Origin of the sequence: Massilibacteroides sp. (assembly GCF_028705895.1) — a bacterium.
Classification (GTDB): Bacteria; Bacteroidota; Bacteroidia; order Bacteroidales; family Tannerellaceae; genus Massilibacteroides.
Genome location: NZ_JAQWCQ010000004.1, coordinates 22825 through 41055 on the forward strand (window position 1 = coordinate 22825; position 18231 = coordinate 41055).

The 18231-nt window shown below is 38.0% G+C and carries 11 protein-coding genes and 1 pseudogene; 2 read left to right on the plus strand and 10 right to left on the minus strand.

Annotated features, from left to right (window positions below):
- Positions 1-32 precede the first annotated feature (32 nt).
- The 8 genes and pseudogenes from PHT93_RS01750 to PHT93_RS01785 all read right to left on the minus strand — a co-directional run bounded on the left by PHT93_RS01750 (position 33) and on the right by PHT93_RS01785 (position 9112).
- Positions 33-1175 (minus strand): annotated as a pseudogene (locus PHT93_RS01750) (6-bladed beta-propeller).
- Between the two features lie 67 nt (positions 1176-1242).
- Positions 1243-1587 (minus strand): hypothetical protein, encoded by a 345-nt coding sequence (locus PHT93_RS01755; protein ID WP_300238738.1) that lies wholly within the window; start codon positions 1585-1587, stop codon positions 1243-1245.
- A gap of 258 nt (positions 1588-1845) precedes the next feature.
- Complete coding sequence (locus tag PHT93_RS01760) at positions 1846-2127, minus strand: hypothetical protein (RefSeq protein ID WP_300238740.1); 282 nt, start codon at positions 2125-2127, stop codon at positions 1846-1848.
- 6 nt (positions 2128-2133) lie between these two features.
- Positions 2134-3276, minus strand: a complete 1143-nt coding sequence (locus tag PHT93_RS01765) for a 6-bladed beta-propeller (protein ID WP_300238742.1) — start codon at positions 3274-3276, stop codon at positions 2134-2136.
- 943 nt (positions 3277-4219) lie between these two features.
- A complete protein-coding gene (locus PHT93_RS01770; RefSeq protein ID WP_300238744.1) occupies positions 4220-5536 on the minus strand; it encodes an ATP-binding protein in 1317 nt (438 codons plus the stop codon).
- Positions 5537-5545: 9 nt separating this feature from the next.
- On the minus strand, positions 5546-6892 hold the full coding sequence (locus PHT93_RS01775) for a sigma-54 dependent transcriptional regulator (RefSeq protein WP_300238746.1): 1347 nt from the start codon (positions 6890-6892) through the stop codon (positions 5546-5548).
- Between the two features lie 108 nt (positions 6893-7000).
- Positions 7001-7522, minus strand: a complete 522-nt coding sequence (locus PHT93_RS01780; RefSeq protein ID WP_300238748.1) for an AraC family transcriptional regulator — start codon at positions 7520-7522, stop codon at positions 7001-7003.
- A 432-nt stretch (positions 7523-7954) separates the two neighbouring features.
- Positions 7955-9112 (minus strand): alpha/beta hydrolase-fold protein, encoded by a 1158-nt coding sequence (locus PHT93_RS01785; RefSeq protein ID WP_300238751.1) that lies wholly within the window; start codon positions 9110-9112, stop codon positions 7955-7957.
- 497 nt (positions 9113-9609) lie between these two features.
- Between PHT93_RS01785 and PHT93_RS01790 the strand changes: the two genes are divergently transcribed.
- Together PHT93_RS01790 and PHT93_RS01795 are read left to right on the plus strand one after the other, a co-directional pair.
- The gene (locus PHT93_RS01790; protein ID WP_300238753.1) at positions 9610-12834 is read left to right on the plus strand and encodes a TonB-dependent receptor; all 3225 of its coding nucleotides are present in this window, start codon (positions 9610-9612) and stop codon (positions 12832-12834) included.
- A gap of 21 nt (positions 12835-12855) precedes the next feature.
- Positions 12856-14763 (plus strand): RagB/SusD family nutrient uptake outer membrane protein, encoded by a 1908-nt coding sequence (locus PHT93_RS01795; RefSeq protein ID WP_300238756.1) that lies wholly within the window; start codon positions 12856-12858, stop codon positions 14761-14763.
- A 105-nt stretch (positions 14764-14868) separates the two neighbouring features.
- Here the strand turns inward: PHT93_RS01795 and PHT93_RS01800 are convergent, their stop codons facing one another.
- Positions 14869-16314 carry a hypothetical protein gene (locus PHT93_RS01800; RefSeq protein ID WP_300238758.1) on the minus strand — a complete coding sequence of 482 codons (1446 nt, stop codon included), beginning with the start codon at positions 16312-16314 and terminating at the stop codon, positions 14869-14871.
- Entirely contained in the window at positions 16314-18056 is a 1743-nt protein-coding gene (locus tag PHT93_RS01805; RefSeq protein ID WP_300238760.1) for a DUF6057 family protein, read from the minus strand. Before PHT93_RS01805 ends, PHT93_RS01800 begins: the two co-directional genes overlap by 1 nt.
- Positions 18057-18231 lie beyond the last annotated feature (175 nt).

An 18231-nucleotide genomic window follows, 5' to 3' on the forward strand; every position in this document is an offset into this window, starting at 1 on the left:
AAAGGCCTGAGACCTTAATTAGTTTAATCATATCACTTCATTGTTACAACACAAAGAACGGGATTATCATCTTCTTTGAGGTTTGGAAATCGTTTTCTAAATTGACTTTCAGACGCCTCTAATATCACATCCGCAGGAATAGGAATTATAATCTGTCCATCAGATAAGGCATACATTTTGTGAGGTCTCCATTTGAAGTCATCATCAAAAATAATTTTATCAAACAATTGATATGCTCCTGTCTTTTTGTCTATCCAGGCATATCCTGATAATTTCCTGGTTCCTCCTTCATAATAGACTAAAAGATGTGTATCCGTTTCGCTGAAGAACAGGATATGACCTATATACCCTTTTTCTTCGTATTCATCATCAAATTGGTATACATCTAAATCTGTTCTCTCCCAAAAACCCTCCGGAGGAGTACGGCCATCCACATCAAAAGTGTATCTCAAAATAGCACTATCCGGCGTTAATTCAAAGATACTGGTGTTTTTCTTTTCATGAAACAGCATTTTTTCGTTATAACGTACATGATAATCCCAACCGTAATGTTCAGATCTTGATTTTACATTAGGCCAGTAGCCGTTGACGGGCTGTAATGATTTCCGGTTAAAAATATAAAATTTATAAAATGATTCATCCGGATATGATTTTACGATAAACAGACTGTCATCATAACAAAAAGAATCATTAACCCTCAAACTGTCAGTAGAATACGAATTTAAAAATTTATCTTCAGAAGAATAAGACATAAGTTTTCTACCATACAGAGTGGCTAACAAGAGTTCTCCATCAGGCCATATATCATAACTGCTAATACCCGTAAAATTCTAAGGAGAATCTCCTTTATGGTCAATGGTTCGAAGCCATTTCCCCTCAGAATTGAAAATTGTTATTTTTTTATAATCAGCAATATAAAAACAGTCTTTATGCATTCGGACCCGTTTTATATCATTAATTCCCGGCAATAATACTGAGTCCGATGTTTCAAGAGGGATGTACGCAACTTCCTTAAAAATATCACTGACAAGCGGACTTTCCTTCTCTATAAGATCAATCTTATAGGTAATAGGGAATATTTTTTCTTCTTGCTTCTTTTCGTTTTTCTGATTAACACAAGCCATCAAAAAGCTGCATAGCAGGATAAAAATGAGTTTAGATAGGTGATCGTTCATATAGAAAATGTTTTTTATTGAAAGAAAAGAGTAATATAAATTATATAGATCAAAAATATTACTCTTTTCAACTATGATTTAACCGCCCCCAGATATAATAAACACGGGCTTTTACGTGATTATCACCTTTATCTAAAAAATACTCCGCGGCCACCCGTATCACCGAATCGGTAGTAAACGTATAGTAGTTTTTGTCCTGCGCTTCGGTAAGCAACAGACAATATGCCGCGTAATCGGCACGACTCATTTTTTCGGGTGAAGGGATGGATTCAAGTAATATCAGGGCGCTATCCGGATGGGAAAGCATCAGTTGTTCTGCCCGGGTAAATTCTTCTATGGTGGTATGTTGATTGCAGGAGAAAAGAAAGCCTGACAATAGTATTAGAGTATATCGATTGAGTGTTCTTTTCATCGAATTCGTTATTCATTGATTCTCAAATGCAAGATAGCATTTTATTGTGACTCCGTTTGCTCTTTATCAATAAAATTCAAAAACTTTTTCATACTTTAAATTTTAAAAAGTTAGACAATCAAATATTTTATCAAAAACATTATTTGCGAAAAATATGACAATAACTTTTTTCCACTACCCAAACCTGATAAATAATTTGGGGATCATAGCATATGTTTTGTTTTATATCAATCATCATTTTTATTAACGATATATTCATTAATGGCTCCCCCCATAAAAACTGATAACAAGAGGTGAATTTATATCTGACACATAATTATCTTTCCACAAATTCACCAAATAATCTATCATTAATACAGCTTTTTCAAATAATAAATCACGAGATTTTCTCACATCGTATTTCTCATATAAATGGTCTGATAATCCACAATACTTGCAATTTAGATTACTTTTTTCAGTAACTTCAAAAACAAGATTTTTAAGGTTAATAAGGTTGTTCCTAATTATTTTTTCGTCAATTGAGTTAATAGTTTTTATCATACATTATTATTTGAATTTAATAATTCTTACAACCGGATTGTCATCTTCTTTAAGTGCCCTTAATGCTTTTAATGGATCACTTTTTTCATTCGCTTTTTTTATTAGCGAGGGTTGTATCAGTTCGGCAAACTTGTTTTTCCCTATTGCAGGGGATGAGTTTGGTCCCCATTTTCCTCTAAATGATTCTGCATCTATAAATGTTACTTTATTGATTTCTCCAGTTTTAAAATCATATATATAGTATGGAATCTTTCCACTTTTTAAATTAAAATCTAAAAGAATCGTACCAAGGAGGATAAATTTATCTGTTGTTAAAAAGGTTGCCCATATATTCCTGGGTTCGGATGTATGAACCGATGGCTTACGGGTTAATATAGGGGTAATTTTCTTGTCCTGAGTTAGCATACACAAAGTGTCTGATGAAATATCTGCAAGCATAAAATCCTGACCGTAATATATGCTGGAGGGATAACTCATTATAATACCTCTTTCATTTTTTCCTTCTTTTTTAAGAATACGGGATGAATACCTTTTAGACAAATGAATATCCAAAACGGAAATCAGACTTCCATCTTTTTTTGATATGAGACGGTAGGGCTCTTTTTTCGTCTTATGTTCAAGTCCTGTATCTATTATTACGTTGTCATATATAAGTAGTGCTTCATCATCGAAATTGTAAACCGTTGATTCATTTTGCAGAGTATTAATTTTCAACGTTCGTTTGTATTCTCCTATCAGCGAATAAACCTGAATGGACTGATTGTAGACAAATATTTCCTTCTTTTTATCATCAAAAACCAAACCTCTGATCCATGCGTATTCCTGACCGCTATTCCCCTTGTGATTGAAATGAGCAAGTGTTTTTCCCGTGTGATTAAAAATAAATATATCTCCCCGTATAGGTTCATAGATTATAATATATTTGTCGGAAACAGCGGAAAGTACAGCGTTTTCACTTAAAAGAACATCGTCGGTCGTTTCTAATGGAATATATTTTGTATCAGCAATGTCTTGAAGACGTATTTCCTTTTTGGGATAGTTTTTTGAAAAGTCAAGAATTGGCAAGTCTCCTGTACTTGACTGGGAATATATTACCTGACTATCTATTACAAAAAAAGATATCAGTAAAATAAAATAATTGATCTTCATAATTTTTTATTTAATCAATAATAAGAAAAAGACTATCTCAGAATGAACGATAACACTTATTTATCATCGTAGACTTTACTTATCATTTATGTAAGATATCATAGATGATGCAAGTCTATTATGCTATTTTGAGAAAATACCAATAAACGAATTATTTAACAAACCCAATTTTAATGTAGCGTCTGATGATGAACAACTCAACCTATTTCGAGATGTATAATCTTATGGAATAATCTCTGACTGCGGATCAACATATATTTCATCAATAATAGTATTGTTGTTTTCATCAATAATCAACACTGTTAGAGATGAAAAAGACCGCCTGACAATAGTATTAGAGTATATCGATTGAGTGTTCTTTTCATCGAATTCGTTATTCATTGATTCTCAAATGCAAGATAGCATTTTATTGTGACTCCATTTGCTTTTTATCAATAAATTTCAAAAACTTTTTCTGTTTGGAGTGCGGGATAATGTATCATAAATATGGGCATGGGATTGTTCTATTTTCAGATTTTATTTTGACAAATAGTTATTTTATTTGCCTTTTTGCTTACACGTAAAAATCGCTTATCTTCTTTTTTTATATCTTTAGTGTTGTTTTAAACCAAAAAATATTGGATAAAGACCAAAAAAGCCCATTTTTTGCGGTCAACTAAAAGGTTATTTTTTGAAAAATATCCTTTATTTTCAAAAATTGAATAGTATCTTTTTTTTTATGGATACTATTGATTTTTTTCATTGGCTTTTTTCGTCTAATTTCGGCAATCCGGAAAAATAGACATGCTGTGTCACGTGTTTTAAGCCTGGTTTTTTAGTGTTTGTTTTTGGGGTATGTATTTTGTCATTCCAGTTAAGAAAACGCTCCGGAATAGCTCTGTTGAGGTTGGTGTTAATTTGTTTGGAAATAGTGGGATTTGCTATTATTTTGTTTTTTTTATTTTCAGGGGAATGTGAGCGTGAAACAGGTAATGCCTGACTGAATATCCGACTTGACAACAATACTTCCGCCTGATAAACGCATGATTTGACGGGATACGGAAAGGCCGATACCGTTCCCTTTTTCTTTTGTAGAGAAGAACGGAACAAAAATATGCTCCATTACATCTGTCGGGATAGCCGGCCCGTTATTCATAATCTCTATGATAACGGCTTCTTCTTTGTTTGTGTAGGCTTTGATGATGATTAATCCGTCTTCTTGTTTTGTGCCGATTGCTTCTAATCCGTTTTTCAGAAGATTGAGTACCACCTGACTAACCAGATTTTCGTCAGCGTAAACAATCAAGTCTTCTTGCGGGATCTCGATCTCTATTTTTATGTTTGAATAGTTTTTCTGATGCAAAGCCAATTGTCGCATACGTTCAGCAAAAGGAGCTACATAGAATAGGGTCGGGGTGGGGGTTGGTAAATGTGTGAATTTTCTGTAGGACTCAACGAAAGACATCAGGCTTTTCCCCGTTGAATTGATCACTTGTAATCCATCTCTAATTTCAGGACAAGCTTCCCCTTGTGTGGAAAGAAGAGTTTCGCTTAATGAAGTAATCGGGGTGATCGAGTTCATTATCTCATGTGTTAATACGCGGGTCAGACGCATCCATGAGTCGATCTCTTTTTCATCCAGTTCTTTGTTGATGTCATTGATCGCAATAATACGCATATTCACGGATTGCAGTTCTATGCCCGATACCTGAATTAGTAAATTCATTGTGCCCCGTTCATTCGAGAAACTAATCTGTTCTTTTGCTCCGGGATGGATTTTAGAAATAACTTCTTCCAATGAGGGGTCAATCCGGGATAGCTGTTTTACGTGAGTGAAAACAGACATTCCAAGAAGTTTCATAGCCTCCCTGTTTGTCTGAAAAACATATCCGTTTTCATCGATAACAATAATGCCTGTATTAACGGAGTTAATAATCAACTCATAGTATTTCTCTTTTTGAATTACTTCTGCTTTAGCCTGAAATAAAATTTTATTGATCCGGTTCAATGAGTTGTTGACCATTTCGTCCGGATAGGATATACCCTGTTCTGCAAAGTTAAATGCTTGATCTCCATTGTCTATGGCGTCAAACATAAACGCTACTTTCTGGGCATTGCGTTTATAAAGTTTTAGGATTAAGAGAAAGATAAGAATCCAGAAGAAAACAGTAACACCTAAGAATACCCATTCTTTCTGAATGGCCAGATATGTACTCACAATTGATAATAACGTGAGAGTAATCAGACTGATGGATAATCTTTTCTGTAATAGATCTAACATTTTGCTCTCTTAAAGTTCGTATCTCTTTATTTTATTGTAAAGCGTTTGCCGTGAAATACCTAACTGTTGGGCAACTAATGACATATTCCCGTCGAACTTATCAATGGATTCTTTGATCATTTTATACTCCATCTCTTCTAATGTCGTTATTTCTTTTTCTACTTTGCCCTTTCCCTTATTCAGGTCAATAGCAACACGATCTAATTCTCTCCCATCATTAATAATGACTGCTTTCTCGATCGCATGTTCCAACTCACGGATATTTCCGTACCATGGATGTTGTTTTAGACTTTCCTTTGCTTCGTTGGTGAATTGCATTTCCTGCTTTCCGTAGATTGTGCAATATTGGGATAAGAACACTTCAGCCAATCGGATAATATCCTCCGGACGTTCCCTTAGCGAAGGTATGCGAACATGGATAGTGTTAATACGGTACAATAAATCCTCCCGAAAATGATTCGCGACAACCATCTCTTCCAAATCCCGGTTTGTTGCACAAATCAGTCGGATGTCCACGGGGACAGGTTTGTTGCTACCCACCCGTACAACACTGCGACTCTGAAGCACGGTCAGCAGCTTCGCCTGCAGGTGGTAAGGGAGATTCCCTATTTCATCCAAGAATAAGGTTCCTTCGTTTGCTGCTTCAAACTTGCCCGGTCGATCCGTATTTGCGTCCGTAAACGCCCCTTTTACGTGACCGAACAATTCACTTTCAAATAAGCTCTCCGTAATAGCTCCCATATCGACAGGAATCATGACCTTCCTGTTTCTCTTAGATAAAGCATGTATTTCACGTGCAAGCATTTCTTTTCCGGTTCCATTCTCACCTGTTATCAGGATATTGGCGTCTGTAATTGCGACCTTCTCTATCAGCGCTTTTAATTGCAACATCACTTTGCTTTCTCCCCAGATCATTCCGGAGGAAGCTGCAATATGAGCACTGTCCTTGTTTTTTTTCTCTTTTCGATTATCCTCTAAAGCAGCCGCCTTCAACAGGGTTTGTACTAACTTGTCATTATCCCAGGGTTTAACCACAAAATCGGCAGCTCCTTCTTTGATACCCTTTACCGCCAGATCAATGTCGGCATAAGCCGTAAAAAGAACAACCGGTAATGCCGGTTTTAGTTTTTTTACTTCCGACAACCAGAATAAGCCCTCATTCCCATTATTAACCCCAGCCTTGAAGTTCATATCCAATAAAACCACATCCGGAGTTTCTTTCCGCAATACGGCTTTAATCTGTTCAGGAGAAGAAATCACAATTGTTTTTTTAAAGACAGACTCCAACAACATTTTCATGGCCGTCAGGATCGCTTTATTATCATCAACTACAAGTATAGTACCTCGTTTAGACATCGTTTTATCTCTATTTCTTGAATGCCCAAAGATAGTCAAAAGATATTTTTTAGAGTTGTTTAAAAAGACTGTAAATCACATTTATAGCAAATCAGCTTGATGACGAACCTAAAATCTCATACTGCTTGGCGTCTTCTTATATTGTTTGACGAAACAACGAGTGAAATATTTGGGGTCATTAAAGCCCACATGATATGCTATTTCGGCAATGTTTATGTTCTTGCTGCTTTCTAATATCTTTTTGGCTATCCGGAGACGGTACAATAGAATGAATCGTACAGGCGAGAGGCCGGTTAGAGAAATCAGCTTTTTATAGATTAATGTATAACTTATATTTAACTTTTCTGTTAATTCTCTTACGCCAAATTGAGAATCCGCATAATTGTTCTCTAATATATCCATTACATCTTGCATGAATTGTTGATCCGTATATCCAACAGCAAGCGAAGCTGATTTAAGATTGTCTTCAATGAATCTTTCTTGGCGAAAATTAAGGTTTCTCATCATCGCGTCAATATCTACTTTCGGTTTATTCGCCACTTCGTCCGTGTGTGGCGGCTGTTCATCAGCATTAGGGATAGTAGCCTTCAATGCCTGCATACGTTTTTCTGCGATTTCTTCTTCTCGCAATTTTCGATTGTTTTTTTGCTTTCTGCTATACTGATAGATAATATAAAATATGCAGCAAGACAAACCGATAAATAATATTAAGTAGAAATTGTCGTTCATCTGTTAATCAATTGACATGAGGCAAATATATCGCAATTGATGCATAAAACAAGGATTCGTATAGAGAAAATTGTCAAACTCTCACACTATTTACTGAATGCATAAAAGCCCAACCGGACTCTTTTATGAATCCAATCGGGCAAATCTAATCTATAAAATCAACAGTATTATTTTCCTATCTTGTTTGCTAATTCCTTTACGGCATTCGCTAAGAAAATATAGGGTGTAGCGGTTGTAATGAATACTCCTGATCATTCAACTCTAATTGCTGACCGTAAGAAAATGCACAGCACAATAGGAAAAAGAATAGACAAAGAGGGGAATAATTTTTCATTATTTTTTGAAGATCATCGGAGCAAACTCGTTCAAACATCTGCGCCAGGTTAGAAATTCATGTGCTGTTCCCGGTGATTCGTAATAAACATTGTTGATGCCTGCTGCCTTCAATCCGTCGCTAAGTCCTTTTGCTCTTTCCGGATGTTCTTCCGAACCTATTCCGATAAAGAAAACATGTACTTTATCATTGAACGCTTTCGAATCTTTGAATACGCCGCCATATACCGTGTCGAGTTTATCCAAAGGTATTTGTCCGGCACCACTGAATCCTCCGATATAAGCGAACTTGTCGATATTATTTAAAGTTGTATTGAACGTTTGCAGTCCTCCCCACGAAAGGCCGGCCATAGCCCGGTTTTCACGATCAGTGAGTACTCGGAAGTTCGATTCCACATGAGGAATAATTTCGTTTATTAATATGGAGGAAAAATCCGCACCGAATTTCATTCTTGCCTGATCAGGAGTTTCTCCCGGTTCCGGTTTGAACACTTCAATATTGCCATTGTCCATAACAACGACCATCGGAACGGCTTTGCCTTCAGCAATCAGATTGTCCATAATAAAATTCATCTTTCCCTGATTTGCCCAGCTTGTTTCGTTCTCGCCCATTCCATGTTGCAAATACAACACCGGATATTTCTTCCCGGAATCCTTGTCGTAACCGGCAGGGGTGTAAACAAAACAATGACGCCACTCGTTACGGATATCCGAATAATACCAACTTTCGCTCACCAATCCGTGAGGTACGTTTTTTGCCTTATAGTAATCCACGCCTTTTTCCGGGATCTCTATACCGCTTACCCATTTACCCATTCCGAAAAATGGTTTGCCATTCGGGTCGGCTGTACCAACACCATCTATAATAACCTGATAATAATGAAAACCTACCACCTCAGGCTCTTTAGAAACTAATGTCCAGAAGCCGTCCGCTTCCTTTGTCATCTCACCTCGGAAACTGATCTCGACTTTTTTTGCATCAGGCGCATAAATCCTGAAATAAGTCTTTCCGTCTTCACCTATGCGAGGATAATCGGCTCCATTAATATTGTGTTCGTTCGGCTGCGTGCCCGGAGGATAAACCCCTGTCTGTTGAGCATTTGAAACCAGAGGTAATAAAACCAATGAGATAAAAATAAATTTCAATGTGTTTTTCATAAACTTTTAATTAAAATATGTTCTGTTTTGTTGCATTGCAAAATAACATTCCATCCAATTGTCACGATGGAGGTATAGATGAAAAATATTTGTAGCTGCAATTTACTCTCTTTTGCTTTAATAGATGTGGATTATTCTTGTTAATAGGTGGATATATTTATTAGTCGTACTTGTTAGGAATATAGCGGGTTTTGAATAGGTGTATGTAATACAATTGTAAAAAAATGTAATGGTAAAATGCGTTGATGTAACATGACTTAAAGTTTGTGTATCATAATTTTAAAGGGCTTTCATATAAACTCCATAATTTTGAGCGTAGAACTTTAAGTCGTATGTTAAACCTTTTAAATTCCACATAATGAAAACATGAAAACTGCTAAAATGGAGGATCTTGTCCTTTTTGAGATTATTTTTCTTTTCTCTAATACTAATTTATTTCGTGTATGAAAAACAACATTAATTTTAAAAAGTGTATCGGGTTATTATCCCTTCTGATAATGATACCTGTTTGGGTAAATGCCCAAAATATTACCGTGAAAGGAACGATTAAAGATGCCGCTGGGGAAGTAATTCCCGGTGTAAATGTTTTACAAGTTGGTACTGCTAATGGGGTTGTTTCCGATTTTAACGGTATTTATCAAATGAGTGTTCCCGCTAATGCTAAATTGGCTTTCTCTTTTATCGGTTACATCACTCAAACTGTTTCAGTAGCCGGAAAAACTACGTTAGACATTGTGTTGATCGAGGATTCACAAGCTTTGGAAGAAGTAGTTGTGGTTGGTTATGGTACACAAAGGAAAAGTGATATCTCCGGTTCTGTGGCCTCTGTTGACCGTGAAACCATGATGCGTAAGGCTCCGGTGAACATTGCACAAGGTTTGCAAGGTGCTGCTGCCGGTGTGATGGTAACGGCTCAGGACGGTGCTCCGGAAGCTAATGCTGCTATCCGTATTCGTGGTGTTGCGACCATCAATGGGTCAGCTGATCCTCTTTACGTAGTGGATGGAATACAAGTGGGAACCAATGTTAATTTCCTGAATCCGTCGGATATCGAAAGTATGGAAATTTTGAAAGATGCTTCTGCTACTGCTATCTACGGATCAGCCGGTGCCAATGGCGTTATTATGATTACCACAAAACATGGAGCTAAAGGTCACTCTACCGTGAATCTGACGGCCGACTTTGGTCTCCAAACAATCGCAAGCCGCTTGGATGTAGGTAGTGTGGATGAATATGCCGCAATTATTCGCCAGGCTCACGTTAACGATGCTTCAGAGCTTTACAATCAGATATGGAGCTCTCAATACGATGGAAAGCGTAAAGTAATCGATTGGTTAGATCAAATGACTAACCCGGCCTTGCGTCAGAATTATAACCTTTCTACCTCAGGAGGTAATGACAAGAGTCAGTATAATTTCTCTGTCGGCTATTTGGATAACAAAGGGTTAATTGTAAACTCCCGTTACCAACGTATCACAACTCGTGCCAACGTAAAGACGCAGATCAATAAATATCTGGAATTTGGAGGTGATTTAAACTATGTTCATACAGATTCTCACGGTTCAAATAGTAGTATCGGTAACTTTGGTAATATCTCTTCTTTCCGTGATTTGGAAATACTCTCTCCCACGATGGACTATATTACGTCAGATGGAGCATATGTTTCTCCGAATGTTGTGAATGCTGATGGTACATATGGTAGTGCCGTTTTGGGTAAGAATGCTAACGAAGGTTTTTTGGATTCATACAATAATATTTATGCAACCCAAATGAATAACCGTTCACGTAACCGCAACAACCGTGTTCTGGCAAGTGCTTATTTAAATCTGACATTGTTTAAAGGGTTAACTTTTAAAACCTTGGCTTCTTATAACTACAATGGAGGGTCGTATAAAAGTTTTGCAGGATCTACCAACAATCAACGGTATAATGAAATTAATGGTAATATGGTGGAAGTTACGTTGAATAAGATCGATTATACGAACTCTTTTAATTTGAGTAATAACGAGAGTCAGACTCTTTCTCTCCAGAATTATTTTACATATAACTGGAAGAATGATATACACAATGTTACTGCGATGGTCGGTAATGAGGTTTCCCGCTTTTACGGTCAATGGACAAGTGCAGGTGCCAAGAATTTCCCCGGCGATAATATTCGTAAAGTGACTTTGACCTCCGACGCCAGTACATTAAGTGCTGACGGTGAGTTGAATCTCGAATCACGTGCTATCTCTTACTTTGCGCGTGCGTCTTATACGTTGAAGGATCGTTATATTGTTACCGGTACTGTACGTCGTGATGGTTCTTCTAATTTCGGTTCTGGTAATCGTTGGGGTACTTTCCCTTCAGCAGCAGCTGCATGGCGTATCTCTGAAGAAGCTTTCATGGAAGATCAAGATTGGGTATCTAACCTGAAATTACGTCTTGGCTGGGGACAAACGGGTAATTCCGGTGGTGCTACCGACTTGTCTGTTTCTGCTCTGACTGCTGCCTCTGTGAAGTATAATTTTTATAATCAAGGAGGAAATATGGGGATAGGTTCTACTCCTTCAGCTACGGGCGGTACATACCAGGGTTTAGTGGACACTAACCTGAAATGGGAAACGAATGAACAAACAAACGTGGGAGTTGACCTAGGCTTACTGCAAGGAGATCTGAATATTACGGCAGACTATTTTGTCCGTAAAACCAAAGATTTGTTACTCTATCGTCAGGTACGTCCTTCAACCGGTTTCAAACAAGTTTATACGAACTATGGTGAAATCGAGAATAAGGGATTCGAAATGAGTATCAGCTATAATAAACGTCTGAATAAGGATTGGAGTATCAATGCAACACTGACGGGTTCTACATTGAAGAACGAAATCAAGAAGATGGGTGACCCTGTTTATTATACCAATTCAGATGCAAGTGGTGAGGGTACAGGAGACGGTTCCAATACGGGTGCTGTAGGTGCTGCAGCCGGTTATCACTGGGGTAATCACTCTGTATCTCAGGAAGGATACGCAGTAGGTGCTTTCTATGGTTATCGTGTGGAAGGTGTCTTTAAGAATCAGGCGGAAGTGGATGCCGCTAATGCCGCTACTAATGGAAGTAACAGCGGTTATTATCAGAATGATAAAACTCAAGCCGGTGACTTTAAATTCAAAGACTTGGATGGTAATGGTTTCATTGATGAAAACGATATGGATGTACTGGGGGATGGTTTTCCTGCACTCAACTATGGTTTGAATTTTGGAGCTACCTATAAAAACTGGGATTTTTCTCTTTATACTTATGGCGTGTTAGGACAGAAAATTTACTCTTATTCAGCCATGCGTCTGTCTAATGTGTTTACTGCTGATGACCCTACTCCAAACATCTTAAAAGAGGCTGCTGCACAAGCTTGGTCACCGGATAATACCAATGGTACGTTACCTCGTCTTTCATTGATGGATGCAAATTACAACATGCGTGCTTCTGATGCGTGGGTGAAGAATGGGGATTTCCTGAAGATTAGTAATATTCAGGTGGGATACACTTTGCCCAAATCCTTTGTGGACAAATTGTTGATTCAGAATGTACGTGTTTACTTAGCTGTAAACAATTTGTTGACCATTTCTTCCTATAACAAATATGGTGATCCCGAATGCGGTCAAGGTAGTGTACTTGTAACAGGTTTGGACACCGGTCGCTATCCATCTCCACGTACTTATTCATTCGGTCTGAATGTACAATTCTAACAATTTAAATGAAAGAATGATATGAAAATTAATAATATATTATACAGTTTATTCGCTGGAACAGCTCTTTTGGTGGGAACTACCTCCTGTGACAACGATGAGTTTCTGACTGTTGACCACTATTCCATTTTGGATTTGAATTCAGGGTATGATACAGATGAACACGCACTTAGAAGTTTGAACGGTTGTTATGATTCTATGCTTCCCTCTGAGGATGATGAGGGGCTTAATGGAGACCCCTTCAAACCGTATATTTTTACAGGTTGTCATCCAACGATGGATACACAAGCTACAGGTTGGGATAAAGACTTTATGACGCAGAGTTGGACTGCTGATAAAACAGAGTTGAAAGACGGATGGAGCCATGCGTATAGTGGCATTAGCCGTTGTAATGACTTCTTGCAGAACTTGGCAGATAATGCTGCAAATCTCTCAACGGAGGTGGTTAATACGGCTGAAGGTGAAGCCCGCGTGGTTCGTGCCTTCCATTATTTCTGGTTGGCAACGACATTTGGTCGCGTTCCTATGTTGGCTACAGGAGAAACCTATGTTAACACTCCTTATAAGGCAAGAGCTGAAACTTACGAAGAAATGTGGGACTTTATTATCGCAGACTTGGAAACTGCTGCAGGCCTACTCAGTTGGAAACCCTATAATAACCAATATGGTCGTTGTACCAAGGGGATGGCTTTAGCTTATTTAGGTGATGCTTATATGTGGAAGGCTTATCGTGTTTCTGATCAAGCTACTGAATGCTACCAGAAGGCGGAAGCAGCCTTGAAACAAGTGCTGAATTCCGGTGAATATGAATTGAATAAATCATTCACTACGTTGTGGGATGCTACCGGTGTTTGGGGGAAAGAATCAATCTATGAACAGGTGCTGAATGAAGGTGACAAATGGAGTAGCTGGGATGCTAACGCTCTTAGCGGTGCTAATGGTTGGACTATTTACTACTCTGCGGCTCCTGCTAATGGTGGTTGGGGAACTATTGCTTTGTCATGGGAACTTTACGATTCTTTTGAGCCGGGAGACAAACGTCGCGACGGTTCTTTAGTTACTGCCGGTATTCCTGAAAGTAAATTGGCTAAAGCGGAATGGAAGAGTACTATTTCTATACCGCAGGAATGGCTGGGTGCGTCTGAAAATGCGAACTATGTTGAAAAGGCGCAAGCTTCTCCCAACGGATTCAATCCTTTTGTACAGGAATATTTAGCCTATGATAATTATAAATATGATACCGGTGGTGAATATGCTCCGGCTGTTTATACAACAAAGTATTGGCGTTTGGGACGTTGTCACTGGAATAACGACCAGTGGGCTCCTGCTCAAATCTATAGAAAACGCCTTCCAAACGTTATGTTAGACTATGCCGAATGCCGTTTCATTCTTTATGGTGAAGGCGATGCTGAAGCATGGGATCAAATCAATACACTTCGTGAACGTGCATTCGGTAATAAAGAAGTAGGAAGTGCTTCTTCGTTGACGAGTCTCTATTCACCTTATTATAGTGATCAAATGGCTTCTTTCTATGGTGATGGTGGTTTTGGTTATTATGTCTCAATTAAAGATCATTATCCCGTTTCGTTTGCTACGGAGTCTGTTACAGTTCCTGATGCTCAGACCTACTATGCACAGTTGAAGGCCAATAAAGGTTTTACTTCTCCTGTATGGAAAGTGGCTGTAAACATGGAGCGTCGTAAAGAATTCAGTGCAGAATGGTGTTTATGCCCCGATATGCTTAAATCAGGATTTATGGCAGAACATGTAGCGATAAACTACCCAAAGCATGCTCAACAGTCTGATCCGAAAAGTGACTGGCAGACTGTACGTAACTTTGAATTTGATGAACGCAGAATGGATATGCCTATTCCGGCAGATGAATTGATCAAGAATCCGCTTTGTGATCAGAATGATGCATATAAGTAAAAAGGTTAGTTTTTTGATTTAAGTTGAGAATGAGGCCGTACAAAGAGGAGACTTTTGGTATGGCCTTTATTCTTAGTCTATAAACAACCTATTTAAAAAGGCCGATTATTGACTGTTCATGTTTCGGACAGAACGACCAATCGTATATGATTTAGCCTTGACTTTTCCTGTAATAAACTCAGGTATATTATACGATTTCATTAAGCTTGTATAGTAATCCGTAGCTTTCTGAGGTAATAAAAAAGGCTTATGTGCGTTTCCGTTTATATCCATGTAAGCGATGAACGGACGCGTATAAAGACCGTCTATTCTGCGGCTGCTGAATATTACCCAACGACTGTTACTGCTCCAGGAATGATAGCTCTCTACATCATCGCTGTTTAAGGTAGATAAAGAATGCACAGCCTTTGTCTTTAAATCCACAAGATATAGATCGGCCTCCTTGTGCCAGATAGAAAAATTACCGTAAGAAGAACGCGTAAACATCAACCATTTTCCATCAGGAGAAATCCGGGGAAATGAAACGCTTCCGTTGTCTTTTTGTACGTTGTATAACGTATCAACCTGACTACCGAAAGACCGGGAGTCCGGATCAAAACTTATGGCACATAAATTATACTTTACGCTCTGATAATTGTCAGGCATTGCTACGCTATCCGAAGAACAGAAATAAAGTGTTTTCCCGTCGGGGGAGAAGGTTGGGAAGGTTTCAAAACTTTCGGGGGAAGACAGTCGGGGAGATGTGATTATCTGTTGTTTTTTCAAATCATAGACCACAATATTTGAGGCGAAATCCATGACTTCAACCCTGTTTTTATCTGTTGTATGGAACATTTGTTTAGTCGTATTCGTCGAAAGAGCGATAAAATCGCCCGACGGATGCCAGTATGGATATACTAAAGGAGTTTCTGCCGGCAGTTTTTCTACTTGTCCGTTTTCCAGAATATAAGTACCCGAATAGTCAATGCGAAGATGGAAAAGCATTCTGTCCGGATTCTGGAGGCAGAAAGAATGGCAGTTCATACATCCGTAATTCGTCATTTTGTTGGTAAGTATGGCCGTTTCTGTATAATTCTCTAAGCAACGCTGGTAAATCCCCATTTCATTCCAGATCTCATAGCCCGGTTCTATTAATCGATAGGCGATATACGGATCTGTTTTTTCTGTGGCAACATAGATATTAAATGGAGCATATTCTACCCATTTCCCTTGTTTATTAGCTTGTAAGCGGACAGAGATAGACGAGCCGATAGCCGAAGCCAATAGTTTTTTCCAATCAGACGCACCCATGCGTAATTGCCCATTTCTATCAGAAACATTCACTTGAGTTTCTCCGGCATTGAAAACAGCATGAAGATCGGATATTCCACAACTGTCCGGCATAGTAAAGTTTAACGGAGCTATATTGGGAGGGACGGTAACCTCTGTATAATCCGGATAAATAGGAGGGAGGGATTCCATAAAATGATCTACTTTGATCTCCGAAGAACAAGCTGTCAACAAACCACCACTAATGAAGAGAAATAAATTTAGAATATTCTGCTTTTTCATTACTTAATTTTCGTCTTTAAATTCAAAAAATGCCATAACGTATGACGCTCTTTCAACGTATGCTGTTTATATGCTTTATAACGTTGAATCGTATTCTCCTGTATCTGATAATTGTTTAACATATTCGAATCTTCTTCCGCCAATACGAGCACTCCTTCCTGAAATGAAACAGGCAGAACAGATGGCAAAGCCGGTGTGTTATAAAAGTTCTCCAATGTCAATCTGAACCCTTCCATATCTTTAGAAAGCAGATACAATGAACCTAAATATTGGATTGTCGTTTTATGAGACGGATTTTGAATAATAATTTGTTTCAGATCATCATCCAACCCTTTATAGCCGGAAAAGCGATTATCGGGAAAGAGGCATCTCCTTTTTGCACCCAAAACGGAATCTTGTTCTATCGCCTTGTCATCCCACAGAAAATGCTGATGTTGTATCGTCCAATCTTTGTAAAACAGAGTCTTATTAAGTAACCGGAGATATTTCTGCGCTGTACCATAATACCCATAGGCCAGATTCGTCTGAACCAAACGTTGAATCATTCGAGGTGAATAATTGCCCACACTTTCGTTTGCTTCGAAAGCATATCGTTGCGATAAGGCTATATGTCCCATCGAAAAGTAAACATCACTAAGCAAAGCTGAAATATAAGGTGTTTTATTCCCTGTTACATAGATGCTTCGTATATCTACACACGGATAAGAAAATAAATTATCAGCCAGTACGCCCTTTTCTGCCAAAGCAACGTTCAGATAGTTCTGATACAGCAGGTTTGTCATCGGAGTTTTATCGCATTTGTTAACGATTTTATCCCATGCATTATGACGTGCATAGTGATTTAGTTCTTTGAAAAACTCATTATTCGTGTCCATGTATTTAGTCGTCCCGGCAAAAATAAAATAACTTACGGCTACAAATTGAAGCGCTACAAACAGACCCTTTGTCCAAGTCTTTTTGAAAGGTCTTATTTTATAGATACACGCTATCGAAAATACGATTAAGAATAAAACCCAAGGCAGGTATATGATAAATCCCGGATGAAGTCTTAACGTAAAATATCCATCCGGCAGAATCGCATGTTTTAAGTTCCCGAAAAGTCCAAACCACATAGCTGTTTTACCAAATAGAAAAACGAAGAGAGGCAGAAGGACAAACCAGAATGCTTTTTTCGGATTTTGAAACAGTTCTATGATAAATAAAAGACAGCTATACAAAAGAGCTACCGGACCGGCGGCAATAAACAAGAAAAAAGTACTCAGGAGTGAATAGATGAAACGTGATCTGAACTTACGGAAATAGGATTGCAGACAGATACATAGTAACATCAATAAAAGAGCAATTGTTCCCGTGTAAAGATAGTTGACATTAAAGTGGAGGAAAAGTAAAGAGACAACAGGGAAAAATGATAGAAATAAAAGGGTGTTACTGTGTGTAAGCTTGTATAAAATACGCGTAGTAAAAAAACTGATCAGCGTGAGTAGTAGCGCTGTAATCAGTACTCCGACTATAGGATAAACAAAAAATTGAATCAGAAAATTAGCAATAAGCTGCGCAAGTCCTCCGGGGTATGCCAGAATATTCCGGATATAATGAGCGTCATAAAAAAAAGTGTTCCATTCTTCAACGTAACAAAAGTTGTATGCTCCTGTTGTTTGAATAAAAAAGAAGAACAGAATCAACAGGATTACCCATCCTGAAGTCTGTAATAGATTGTTCGTATAGATTGTTCGTTTATCCATCGATTGTGGCTTTATTCTCAAAATTATGTAGAATAAATGATAGAAAACAGTTCCTGCCGGAGGTTTTTCTCCAAATGTAACATAGGGAGAAAATTTTGTAACATCAGTGCTGAAGACAATGATATTATTGCCCTAAGCGTAATACATAATAAAGTGTTTGTAACGTATTTTCTTG